The organism is Elusimicrobiota bacterium (genome assembly GCA_016218575.1).
Taxonomy (GTDB): domain Bacteria; phylum Elusimicrobiota; class Elusimicrobia; order UBA1565; family UBA9628; genus JACRDN01.
This window is the reverse complement of sequence record JACRDN010000014.1, coordinates 15,807-27,043: the sequence shown is the minus strand read 5'-3', so window position 1 is coordinate 27,043 and position 11,237 is coordinate 15,807. Positions and strand designations below refer to the sequence as shown.

The window sequence follows — 11,237 nt, the reverse complement described above, 5'->3', positions numbered from 1 at the left end:
GCTCTTTCATGGCCCGGTAAAAACTCCGGCCAAGGCTTCTAGAAGCTTCCACTGCCGCCTCACGTCGGCCTTGGCGTCTTCCAGAAGCCGGGCGGCCAACTCCGGATTCGTTTCCTTGAGGCTGCGGTAACGGGCCTCCCGGTAGAGGTAGTTTTCCAGGGGAACGCCGCCCAGGCGGGAATCAAGGGCAAGCGGCGGCGCCCCGGAGCGCCGGGGATTGAACCTGAACAGGGGCCAGTGGCCGCTTTCCACCGCGAGCTTCTGCTGGGAGAGGCCTTCGCACAGGTCGTAGCCGTGGGCGATGCAATGGCAATAGGCCACGACCAAGGCCGGCCCTTCGTAGGCCTCGGCCTCGGCCAGGGCCTTGACGGCCTGCACGTCGCTGGCACCCATGGCCACGCGGGCCACGTAGACGCCTCCCATGGCCACGGCTCCCAAAGCCAAGTCCTTGCGCGGCAGGCTTTTCCCCGAAGCCGCGAAGCGCGCCACCGCCCCGCGGGGCGTGGCCTTGGAGGCCTGCCCGCCCGTGTTGGAGTAGACCTCGGTGTCGAGCACCAAGACCTTGACGTTGGCGCCCGAGCGCAACACGTGGTCAAGGCCCCCGTAGCCGATGTCGTAGGCCCAGCCGTCTCCACCCACGATCCAAACGCTTTTGCGCGCAAAGCCGTCTGCCACGCTCAGGAGCTCCTGGGCCGCCGGGCCCGCCATCCCCTGCAAAGCCTGGGCAAGCCTTTCCAAGCGACCCCGCTGGGCTTGAATTCCCCCGGCCTCCCGTTGGTCCGCGGCCAAGAGCTCCGCGGCCAGCCCCGGGTCCACCGCGCCAGACAAGGAGCGCAACAAGCCCTCGGCGTAGCCCCGGCGGTAATCCAGCGCCAAGCGCATCCCCAGCCCGAACTCAGCGTTGTCCTCGAACAGGGAATTCGACCAAGCCGGCCCCCGGCCCTCCTTGTTGACCGTCCAGGGCGTGGTCGGAAGATTGCCTCCGAATATCGAGGAACAGCCGGTGGCGTTGGCGACCAGGAGGCGATCGCCGAAAAGCTGGGTGAGAAGCTTGAGGTAGGGCGTTTCCCCGCAGCCGGCACAGGCTCCCGAGAACTCGAAGAGCGGCTCGCGCAGTTGAGAGCCCTTCACGCTCTCCGGCTGGGGCGGCTCGGACTCTGGCAGGGCCAGGAAGTAGCTGAAATTGCGGCTTTCCCTCGCCTTCGTCCGCGAATCCAAAGCCGCCATTTCCAGGGCCTTTGCGCCGGAGGCGTCCCGGTTTTTGGCGGGGCACACCGCCACGCAGAGGCGGCAGGCCGTGCAGTCCTCCGGGGAAACCTGGACTGAATAGAGGCAGGGCTGGGCAAATTCCCGCCCTTTCCAGGGCACGCTCTTAAAGCCCTCCGGAGGGGCCGCCAGGGCCTCGCCGGGGTAGGCCTTGACGCGGATGGCTGCGTGAGGGCACACCAAGGCGCACTTGTTGCACTGAATGCACAGCCCCTCGTCCCAAACCGGAATTTCACGGGCGATGGACCGCTTCTCCCAGCGCGCGGTGCCGACCGGGAAACGACCATCGGCCGGCAGGCGACTGACGGGAAGAGAGTCCCCTTGGTCCGCGATCAGGGGCCCTATCACCTCCCGCACGAAGCGCGGGGCCCTCGGGTCCACCGGAGGCGCGCGCCGGCGCGCGGCCGTGGGGGCGGGAGGGACCGGGACGCGGCACAGCCCGGCCGAGGCCGCCTCGATGGCGGCTATGTTCTTCTCGACCAGGCCCCGATCCTTCGAGCCATAGCTCTTGCTCGCTCCTTCCTTGAGCCTGTCCTTGTAGCCGGGGAGGATGCCCGAGATCTCGAAAAAGGCGGCCTGCATCACGGTGTTGATGCGCCCGCCCAGCCCGGCCTGCCGAGCGATAGCGCAGGCATCGATGGCGTAAAAGCGCAGGCCCTTGTCCAGGATCGCCCGCTGGACCTCCAGCGGAAGGATGTCCCAGGCCTTTTGCGGGCTCGAGGTGTTGAGAAGGAAGACCGCCCCGGGCGCGGCCAAGCGCAGCATATCGTAGCGCTCAAGGAAGCTCTCCTGATGGCAGGCCACGAAGTCCGCGGACTGCACGAGGAAAGTCGAGCGTATCGGCCGGGGGCCGAAGCGCAGGTGCGAAACCGTGAGCGAACCGGACTTCTTGGAGTCGTAGACGAAATAGGCCTGGACGTAAAGCCCCGTCTGGCGCGCGATGATCTTGACCGCTGTTTTGTTGGCGCCCACGGTCCCGTCCGACCCAAGCCCGAAGAAGACGGCGCTTCTAGCGCCCGCCTCCTCGTTGGGGAAATCAGGATCGCAAGCCAGAGAAAGGTGGCTCACGTCGTCCTTGATTCCGACGGTAAAGCGCGGCTTGGGCCGCGGGCGGGCAAGCTCCGCGAAAACGGCCGCCGCCATGGCCGGGGTGAACTCCTTGGAGCCCAAGCCGTAGCGGCCGCCGATGACCTTGACCTTGCGGCGCCCGCTTTCCGAAAGAGCCGCGAGCACGTCGAGAAATAGCGGCTCTCCGAGGCTCCCCGGCTCCTTGGTCCTGTCGAGGACTGCCAGGGCGTAAACGCTGGAAGGCAGAACCCGCAGGAAGGACTCGGCGGAAAACGGCCGGTAAAGCCTGGCCTTGAGCAGACCCACCTTCTGCCCTTGGCGATTCAGGGACTCAACGCATTCCTCGGCCGCGCCCGCGGCAGACCCCATCAGGATGACGGCGCGGTCGGCCTTCGGGTGTCCGACGTACTCGAAAAGGCCGTAGGCCCTTCTCGTAAGGGACGCGAACCTCCTCATGACTCCCTCGACGATGGAGGGAGCCATCTGGTGGTAGCGGTTGGACCCCTCCCTCGACTGGAAGAAGACGTCGGGATTCTGGGCCGTGCCGCGTATGGAAGGCCGGTCTGGAGACAGGCCGCGAGCGCGATGGGCCAACAAGCACTCCCGGCTGACCAAGGCCCGCAGGACCTCCTGAGAAACCAGCGCGATCTTTTGGATCTCGTGGGAGGTCCTGAAGCCGTCGAAAAAGTGAAGGAAGGGCACGCGGCTTTCCAGCGTGGCGGCGTGGGAAATCGCCGCCATGTCCGCGCACTCCTGCACCGACGAGGAAGCCAGCATGGCGAACCCGGTCTGGCGCGCCGCCATGACGTCCGAATGGTCGCCGAATATGGAGAGGGCATGGGTCGCCACGGCCCGCGCGGCCACGTGCATCACGAAGGGCGTGAGCTCCCCCGCGATTTTATACATGTCCGGGATCATGAGCAGCAGGCCTTGGGAGGAGGTAAAAGTGGTGGCCAGGGCCCCGGCGCTCAAGGCCCCATGAAGGACCCCCGCGGCCCCGGCCTCGCTCTGCATCTCCACGACCCTGGGCACAGCACCCCAGAGATTCCTGCGGCCCTCGGCGGACCACTGATCGGACCATTCCCCCATGGGAGAGGCCGGGGTGATGGGGTAGATGGCGATGAGCTCGCTTAAGAAATAGGCGATCCGGCCCGCGGCCTCATTGCCGTCGACAGCGTCGCATTCCGGGGCCTCCATGGCCCTTTAACTGTACGCAACGCTCTTTCCAAGGATCAGGCCCGGGCTTTGAGCCGCAGCGACATGTCGAGCACGACCCGCAGCATGTCCATGGAGCTGACGATGCCGACCAGGCGCCCTCCCCTGGTGATGACCACGCGGTGGATGCGCTTTCGCATCATCATCCGCGCCAGGTCCTCGACGGGAGCGGTTTCATCGGCCGAAAGGACCGTCGGGGTCATCACGTCCGAGACCGCGGTGGAGTCCGGGCATTCGATTTGATAGCCGGGCCCCCCCACGGCGTCGTCGGGATGCCGGTGGAAGCTAGGAATTTCGGCCCGTTGGGGCTCCTCCCGGTCGCGGCGCACGAGATCGGTTTGAGAGATGACTCCCAAAAGCCTGCCCTTGGAATCGACCACGGGGGCTCCGGTGATTTTGCGCTCGATGAAGAGCTTGGCCAGCTCCGTCAATGTCATCTCCGGGGCCACGGTCACGACGTTCCTGCGCATGATGTCGGCTGCGTACATGGTGTCCTCCTACCGCCAAAACCTAGCGCAACACTTCAACCAGGCGGCTTATTCTCGACCTCATTTCGGACGGCGTTGACCGTGCGGCGGGAAACCCGAATTCCATATTCCTTGTTGAGCCTTTGGGCGAGCTTGGCGTCGGTGTCCCGCGGCTCCTGGGCAAGCCACCGGCCGAGGACCTGGCGCAGGACATTCCGGCGTCCGGGAAGAAGGGCGATGAGCGGGGCCTCGTCCCCCCAGGGGAGCTTAAGGGAGCGCCCCGAGGCGGCTCGGCTCACGGTGCTCGGGGCCAGGTCCAGGCGGTAAGCCAGGTTCCTCAGGCTGATGGGGCGCTTCAAGTCCTCGCGGCGGGTGGTCAGGAACTTGGCCTGCAGCTTGGTCAAGCTCTCCAAGATGCGGAAAAGGGTGTTCTGCCTCAGGTTGGCGGTCTCCATGCGCTTAAGCAGATGCGGCAGGCGCTTGACCTCCGCCGGGGCCAGGCGCCCGTCCGTCTTCCAATCCTCCAGCAAATCGTAGCGAATCTGGTAGAGACCCCTGGCCCAATACGGGGAAAAGAAGTCGAAAACAGGCTCCCCGTCCTCGAGGCTGACGCGGGCCAGGCAATTCTGGGCTTTGGCCGTGGCCTCTGGAGCGGGGCCCGCGAACTCGGTCTGGGCGCCGATTTCCAGGATGAAATCATGGATGGCCCGGACCTCGGCCAGGCTCAGGCGCGTGCGGGCCGCGATCTCCTCCAAGGAAGCGGGCTCGGTGCCGTAGAGAAAATAGCGCTCGAAAGCCTCCTGCCCCATCTTCCGTATTTTGGGAAGGAGCCGGCGCTTTTCCTCGAGAAGCTCCTCGACCTTGACCCGCTCGCTGGCGGCCGCCGTCCGCTCGTTGAGCTCGTAGAATCCCCCGCTCAGGCGCCCGCGGGGCCAGCGCTGGCGGCGGATGACCCCGGGATTCTCGCGGCCGGCGAAGTAGAGCTTGCAGAACAGGGGGTCCTTCTCGATCTTCTCGACCTCGCGGGCGAAGTCTCCCTCAGGCATCTCTATAAGTTCGGCCATGCGCAGGCGTCCGAGCAAAGCCATGCGCTGCTGGATTTTAAGGGTTTGGCTGAGAGACTGTTGGGCCATGGTTGTTCATTATCCTACTATATTCGCTATATCCGACCCGGGAACATTAGCTACAATGTTCTGGCAGGAATGTTTCAGTATTCCTAGTAGCAATGATCCGGCCAAGGCCGTTTTCAGCCTTGCTTGATCCATGATGGAACAAAACATAAGGCCCGCGACCCCGCACGAAAGAGCCCTATCCCTATACCAGGCATTTAAGCAATCAAACGACGTGATGTTCTACTGCGACCGCAATGGAGTCATCCTGGACGTCAATGAGGCCTTCACCACCCATTACGGCTACACCCCAGCAGAAGCCATCGGCAAGACTCCGCGCCTTTTGCGCTCCCGCCATTCAACGCAGGAGCTCTACGACCGCATGTGGTCAGGCATCCTCGATCCTAAAAAGGGCTATTGGCGCGGGGAAATCATCAACAAGGCCAAGGATGGCCGGGAGATTCCCCTGGTCTTGACGATCACGGCCGTGCGCAACGCCGAGAACGAGATCGTGGGCTACATCTCCACGGCCCTCGACATCAGCGAACAGATGGCCCTCCAGGCCCGCGTGGCCCAATCCGAGACCTTGGCCAGCATCGGCGAGATGGCGGCGGTGGTCGCCCACGAGATCCGCAACCCCTTGAGCTCCATCGTCATGGCGGCCAAGCAGATCGCCGGGGGCAAGCTCACCGCCGAGGAGGCGGAGATGGTCCGGCGGGTCCTGCAGACCGAGTCGGAGCGCTTGAACGAGGCCCTCAACAACTTCCTCGCCTACGCCAGGCCGCGCGAGCTCAAGCTCGAGCGCGCGGACCTCAACGCCATGGTGGGGGAGGTGGCCAATATCGTCCATTCCAACCACGACCTCATCAGGTCCACCGCCCTGCAGCTCAGCCTCTCCGAGGCGGTCAAACCCTTCCCTTTCGACTCGGACCAGATCCGCCAGGTGGTTTGGAACATCGTTCTCAACGCGGTCCAGGCCACGGACGGCAAGGGAACGCTTTCTGTTTCCACCGGGCACGAAGGGCATTCCGCCTATTTCAAGGTGGCCGACACGGGGCCGGGAATCTCGAAATCGGTTCTGCCCCTGATTTTCAAGCCTTTCCACACCACTAAGAGGCAGGGAACGGGCCTGGGGCTAGCCATCGCCCAGCGCATCGTCAAGGCCCACGGCGGCCGCATCGAGGTCAAAAGCCTGCCCCGCAAGGGCGCCTCCTTCACCGTTTTCCTGCCCTGGATCGAGGGCTAAGACATGGAATCACCGCGAATTCTCCTGGTCGAGGACGACCTCTCCCTTTCCACGCTTCTTTCCATGGAGCTCAAGAAGCGCGGCGTCGAGGTCGCGACGGCCAAGAACGGCCGAGAGGCCCTGGCCAAGCTCGCCGCCGAGGATTTCGACGCGGTGGTGACCGACCTCAAGCTTGGAGACATAGACGGGCTCGAGGTCCTGAGCCGGACCAAACGCGCCCAGCCCGAGGCGGAGGTCGTCCTCATCACGGGCCACGGCTCCATCGACACGGCCGTGGCGGCCATGAAGGCCGGGGCCTTCGATTATTTGACCAAGCCCGTCCAGCCCGAGGAGTTCCTCATCATCCTCAACAAAGCCTTCGAGCACCGCAAGCTCCTGGGAGAAGTGCGCCGCCTGCGCGAGGAAGTGAAGGGCAAATACAGCTTCGAGGGGATCGTCTACGCGAGCCCCGCGATGCAGAAGGTGCTCGACTTGGTCAAGAAAGTGGCCTCCACCGAGGCCACCGTCCTCATCCAGGGAGAGTCCGGCACCGGCAAGGAAATCATCTCCCGCGCCATCCATGAGAACAGCTCCAGGCGCTCGGGCGCCTTCGTGGCCATCAACTGCGGGGCCCTGCCGGAGGGCCTCCTGGAAAGCGAGCTTTTCGGCCACGTGAAGGGCTCCTTCACCGGAGCCGAGCGCAACAAGCGGGGACTTTTCGAGGACGCCAACGGCGGAACCCTGTTTTTGGACGAGATCAGCGAGACCACCCAAGCCCTCCAGGTCAAGCTCCTGCGGGCCTTGCAGGAAGGGGAGGTCCGCAGGGTGGGCGACAACCACCCGATCAAGGTCTCTGGACGGCTCGTCACGGCGACGAACAAGGATCTTGCCAGGCTGGTGCAGGAAGGGAAGTTCCGCGACGACCTCTTCTACAGACTCAAGGTATTCCCTATCCATATTCCCCCCCTTCGCGAACGGGTGGAGGACATCCTGCCCCTGGCCGAGCATTTCCTCAGAAAGGCCCGCAAGAAGATGCAGGCCGGCGCGGGCCGCCTGAGCCCGCAGGCCGCCGAGGCCCTCAAGGCCTACTCCTGGCCCGGCAACGTCCGGGAGCTCGAGCACGCCATGGAGCGGGCCGTGATCATGTCTCCGGGCGGGGCGATCTCCCTGGCGGATTTGCCTCCCGAGATACAGCCTCCCTCCCGCCCCGCCGGACCCTCGGCCAGGCCCCAATCCCTCGAGGTCATGGAAAAACGGCACATCCTCGAGGTCCTGGAGGCCTGCGGAAACAACCAAGTCGAGGCGGCTAAAAGGCTCAAGATCGGCCGCAACACCCTTTGGCGCAAGCTCAAGGCCTTCGGCATCTCCCTGAAATAGCCGCCCCTGGCTGTTTTGTTGCGGATAATAATAGCGCCGAGGCCCGTGAATACTTCCCTTTTGGTGGTGGACGACGACGACTCCGGCCGCAATATGCTGGCACTCTCCATGCGCCAGGCGGGCTTCAGCGTCCAGACGGCGGCGAGCGGCGAGGAGGCCCTGCGTCTGCTGCAGAACACCCATTTTGACTGGCTCATCACGGACGCCCGCATGAGCCCCATGGACGGCTTCAAGCTGTCCCAGAAGGCCAAACGCATCCAACCCGACCTCCACATAGTCATGATCAGCGCTCTCTACACGGAGCGCAGCGTCAACGGCCATCCCATCGAGAAGCTGTTCACCAAGCCCGTGTCCATCGAAGAGCTCATCGGCTGGATCTCGGGCCCCCAGCCCTGATGGAGATCGCCTACTATTTCCAAAACGGGCTGTACCTCAACATCACCAACCGCTGCCCGACCTCCTGCGTCTTCTGCTTCAAGCGCGGACGGAGCTGGGATTTCCACGGCAGCAATCTCAGGCTCCGCGGCGGGGAGCCCTCCCCCGCGGAACTGGAGCGCGCGGTAAGAGGATCCCTGGGAAAGCGCCCCGTGCGGGAGCTGGTATTCTGCGGCCTGGGAGAGTCAACCTACCGCCTGCAGGTCGTGCGCCAAATCGGGGCGCTCTCCAAGAGCCTGGCTCCCGGCGTTTGGCGCCGCCTCAACACCATTGGTCTGGGCAATCTCATCTGGGGACGCGACATCGTCCCGGAGCTCGCGGCCTGCATCGACGCGGTATCCGTCAGTCTGAACACGGCCGACCCGAGGCAATGGGCAGAGCTCCACTCCCCTCGCAAGGGATTTCGGGAGAAGGGCTTTCAGAGCGTCCTTGATTTCGTCTCCTCCTGCGCCAAGGCCGGCCTCAAGACGACGGTGACTGCCATCGAGCGCAAAGGCGTGGATTTGGACGCCGTCCAACGGCTGTCCGCCTCGCTCGGGGCGGATTTCCGTGCGCGGCCGGAATTAGGGGCGAGCGGCCTCGGAGCTTGAACCGCGTGCGCCTGCCGCGGCCGCCGTCCCCGGCAGGCGCACGCGGAACTCGGCCCCCTTGCCGGTGTCGGACTCCACCTCGATCATCCCATTCATCGCCTTGACAGCATCATGGCAGAAGATCAGCCCCAGCCTGCTTCCCTGCATTTGCCCCTCGCGGTGCGCGTAAACCTGGGATAAGCGGTCGAATATCCCAGGAATCGCCCCGGCCGCGATGCCGGGGCCGTTGTCTTTGAACGAGATGACGATCGAGCCGTCCTGTCCAGCCCGGGCGGTTATGGCCAAACACCCCCCCTCCTGAACGTATTTGATGGAGTTATTGACCAGATTTTGGCAGACGCGGAAGAGGAGATCCCTGTCCGCCCTGACCCTGAGCTCGAGCGGGACATCCACGCCCACGGCGATGCGGCGCTTGTCCGCCTGGGCCTTCTGCTCCTTGACCGCCTCGGCCAGCAGCGCGCTCAAGTTCAAATCCTCGATATGGGCCGTCAAAACCCCGGAGTCGATCTTGACCATTCCCAGATAGAGATCGAGAAGCTCCTCCATCCTCCGGCAGCCGCGCAAGGAGATATCGATGAGCTCGATGTCCTTGGGCGCCAAGGCCTGCCCGGCTTTATAGCCCTCGAAAATACCCAGCACCGCGTGAATGTTGGTCATGGGAGTGCGCAGATCATGGAGGATCATGCTGCTCCAGTTCTCCTTGCGTTTCTCCAGCTCCACCTCCGCGCTGGCATCCTCGATGAAAGTGACGTGCTGGCCCGTCCGACCGCCAACCACGATAGGGGTTCCCACCTTCAGGCAGCGGACCCGCAGGAACTTCCACTCCTGGCGGCTCTGCACGTGCCCCTCCCGCCAGTAGAAAAGAGAATGCGGACCGTGGCGGCCCTTGAAGGTGACTGACATATTCTGGGAATCCGGGGCGCGCAAGACGCACCCATCTGCGCGATTCTCCTCGAATCCCGCGCAAAAAAGCCTCCCGCAGAGAAATTGGCAGATGTTTATGTCTTCCTTATGGAGACCGGAAATATCCAGTAGGCGCTCCCCGGCGGGATTGATATAGATGACCTTCTTCTCCGCGTCGGAAACAATGACCCCGTCCGATATTTGGTCCAGCAGCGGACCCCATATATTCATGTGATTTTTACCCTATTACTCTCGCAGGGGCGAAATTTTCCGCAGGCCCGGCGCCAGAGGATGTGCTCCCCAAGATACTGGTTCCTGACCAGGCACCAATACCCGACCTTTTTGCCGCGACCCTTGCGCAAGGCCAGCCAACGGCAGTCCAAACAGAGCTCGGGATTCGCCCTCGCCGGGTCTCCAAGTGGAACATCAACCCCGGGAACCCTCATATAAGCCTTCTCTTACCTTAAGCTTGCGCAACAGTACTTCCAATCAGGCCAGGCCGGCAAACAAAAGGTTGCGCTGCATGGGATTTCTCCGGGATATTGTTAAGGAACCTCCGGGTCCCCATGGAAACCATCGCCTTCGTCGAATAATGCCGGGAGAACGCTCCGTAAAGCCTCTCCTCGTTTACGCTGGGGACTGCGGCTTTTGCCGCCTATGGGTGGAGCGCTGGAGGCAGTACCGCTTCCACTGGAAGCGGGAGCTCAAGGGCCTTTACTGCCCCGTGATGGGCCGGAAGCTGTAGCCGCCCAGAGGGCTTTGCCCGACTCGATGGCCCGGGGGATGGCCGTGCGCAGGATGAGCCCCACGATGCCCAAGGTGACCATGGGGTCGGCCAGGGACCAGCCTAGACCCAGTTGCGCCGCGGATGCCGCGATGATTCCCAAGGAACCCAGGGCGTCCACGAACGCATGGAGGAACGCCGTTTTGAGGCTCTGGTTGGCCTCGCGGTGGGGATAGAGGAAGTAGATCGAGCCGAGCTGGGCGCCGAGCCCTGCGAAAGCCAAAAGCATGGTGGCCCAGCCCATGAGCGGCTCCGGGGCGTAAAGGCGCTCCACGGCCTGGGCTGCGGTGAGAATCGCCATGGTCAAGATGATCGCGGCGCTGGAAAACCCCACCCCCGCGTCGATCATTTCCCTTTTGGACTCTCTCCATTCCGGATGGCCCAAGGCCAGGGAATTCGATATAAGCGAACCAAGGTCAACGGACGCGTCCACCAGCCGATGAAGGGCGTCGGCCCAGAGAGAGCCGCTCTCCGTTTCGGCGCTGCCCGCCAATTCCACCCCCGCCATGGCGAAAGACAAGCCTACCACCTTCTTTAAGGCCGCGACATAGGCCTTCCGTTGGGCCGGCACGGACAGGGGTAGCGCAAGCGCCGGGCTTAAACCCGTGGGGAGCGCGCTCCCCGCGACCCGCAATCTGCTCTCTTCGCCGAAAAGCGCCCCCGCCCGCCCATGGAGGCTTTCAGGAGCCTCTTCTGCCGCAGCATGGATGACATGACTCGGGTAGGCGCGGATTTGGTCAAGGAGTCCCGGTCTCGCCAATCGGGCGGGCTGTAGAATGGCGCGGGCCGGAGATGATT

10 protein-coding genes are annotated in these 11,237 nt (G+C 63.8%); 5 read left to right on the top strand and 5 right to left on the bottom strand.

The window, feature by feature from the left end; all coding sequences use genetic code 11:
- Positions 1 to 6: 6 nt before the first annotated feature.
- From nifJ to HY921_03970, 3 genes are read right to left on the bottom strand one after another with little or no spacing between them, the layout of a single operon-like run.
- Complete coding sequence (gene nifJ, locus HY921_03980; protein ID MBI5630027.1) at positions 7 to 3,531, bottom strand: pyruvate:ferredoxin (flavodoxin) oxidoreductase; 3,525 nt, start codon at positions 3,529 to 3,531, stop codon at positions 7 to 9.
- Positions 3,532 to 3,566: 35 nt separating this feature from the next.
- Positions 3,567 to 4,037 carry a CBS domain-containing protein gene (locus HY921_03975; GenBank protein ID MBI5630026.1) on the bottom strand — a complete coding sequence of 157 codons (471 nt, stop codon included), beginning with the start codon at positions 4,035 to 4,037 and terminating at the stop codon, positions 3,567 to 3,569.
- A gap of 35 nt (positions 4,038 to 4,072) precedes the next feature.
- Positions 4,073 to 5,149: a hypothetical protein gene (locus HY921_03970; GenBank protein MBI5630025.1), complete on the bottom strand. Its 1,077-nt coding sequence runs from the start codon at positions 5,147 to 5,149 to the stop codon at positions 4,073 to 4,075.
- A 130-nt stretch (positions 5,150 to 5,279) separates the two neighbouring features.
- Here HY921_03970 and HY921_03965 point away from each other — a divergent pair, with 130 nt between their 5' ends.
- The 4 genes from HY921_03965 to HY921_03950 are packed head-to-tail and all read left to right on the top strand — an operon-like array spanning position 5,280 to position 8,752.
- Positions 5,280 to 6,371: a PAS domain S-box protein gene (locus HY921_03965; protein ID MBI5630024.1), complete on the top strand. Its 1,092-nt coding sequence runs from the start codon at positions 5,280 to 5,282 to the stop codon at positions 6,369 to 6,371.
- 3 nt (positions 6,372 to 6,374) lie between these two features.
- Positions 6,375 to 7,727, top strand: coding sequence for a sigma-54-dependent Fis family transcriptional regulator (locus tag HY921_03960; GenBank protein ID MBI5630023.1), 1,353 nt, complete (start codon positions 6,375 to 6,377; stop codon positions 7,725 to 7,727).
- Positions 7,728 to 7,772: 45 nt separating this feature from the next.
- Positions 7,773 to 8,123 (top strand): response regulator, encoded by a 351-nt coding sequence (locus tag HY921_03955; protein ID MBI5630022.1) that lies wholly within the window; start codon positions 7,773 to 7,775, stop codon positions 8,121 to 8,123.
- On the top strand, positions 8,123 to 8,752 hold the full coding sequence (locus tag HY921_03950) for a radical SAM protein (protein MBI5630021.1): 630 nt from the start codon (positions 8,123 to 8,125) through the stop codon (positions 8,750 to 8,752). Before HY921_03955 ends, HY921_03950 begins: the two co-directional genes overlap by 1 nt.
- On the opposite strand, the gene HY921_03945 is transcribed toward HY921_03950, so the two are convergent.
- On the bottom strand, positions 8,726 to 9,886 hold the full coding sequence (locus tag HY921_03945) for a PAS domain-containing sensor histidine kinase (GenBank protein MBI5630020.1): 1,161 nt from the start codon (positions 9,884 to 9,886) through the stop codon (positions 8,726 to 8,728). The genes HY921_03950 and HY921_03945 overlap by 27 nt on opposite strands.
- Positions 9,887 to 10,247: 361 nt before the next feature.
- On the opposite strand from HY921_03945, the gene HY921_03940 reads away from it, so the two are divergent.
- On the top strand, positions 10,248 to 10,400 hold the full coding sequence (locus tag HY921_03940; GenBank protein MBI5630019.1) for a hypothetical protein: 153 nt from the start codon (positions 10,248 to 10,250) through the stop codon (positions 10,398 to 10,400).
- On the opposite strand, the gene HY921_03935 is transcribed toward HY921_03940, so the two are convergent.
- Positions 10,360 to 11,199, bottom strand: coding sequence for a cation transporter (locus tag HY921_03935; GenBank protein MBI5630018.1), 840 nt, complete (start codon positions 11,197 to 11,199; stop codon positions 10,360 to 10,362). The genes HY921_03940 and HY921_03935 overlap by 41 nt on opposite strands.
- Between the last annotated feature and the right edge of the window lie 38 nt (positions 11,200 to 11,237).

Bases quoted from the DNA above. Each gene is read 5' to 3' on its own strand.
- nifJ (MBI5630027.1), bottom strand. From the start codon at position 3,531: ATGGAGGCCCCGGAATGCGACGCTGTCGACGGCAATGAGGCCGCGGGC.
- HY921_03945 (MBI5630020.1), bottom strand. From the start codon at position 9,886: ATGAATATATGGGGTCCGCTGCTGGACCAAATATCGGACGGGGTCATT.
- HY921_03970 (MBI5630025.1), bottom strand. From the start codon at position 5,149: ATGGCCCAACAGTCTCTCAGCCAAACCCTTAAAATCCAGCAGCGCATG.
- HY921_03940 (MBI5630019.1), top strand. From the start codon at position 10,248: ATGCCGGGAGAACGCTCCGTAAAGCCTCTCCTCGTTTACGCTGGGGAC.
- HY921_03950 (MBI5630021.1), top strand. From the start codon at position 8,123: ATGGAGATCGCCTACTATTTCCAAAACGGGCTGTACCTCAACATCACC.
- HY921_03975 (MBI5630026.1), bottom strand. From the start codon at position 4,037: ATGTACGCAGCCGACATCATGCGCAGGAACGTCGTGACCGTGGCCCCG.
- HY921_03960 (MBI5630023.1), top strand. From the start codon at position 6,375: ATGGAATCACCGCGAATTCTCCTGGTCGAGGACGACCTCTCCCTTTCC.
- HY921_03965 (MBI5630024.1), top strand. From the start codon at position 5,280: ATGATGGAACAAAACATAAGGCCCGCGACCCCGCACGAAAGAGCCCTA.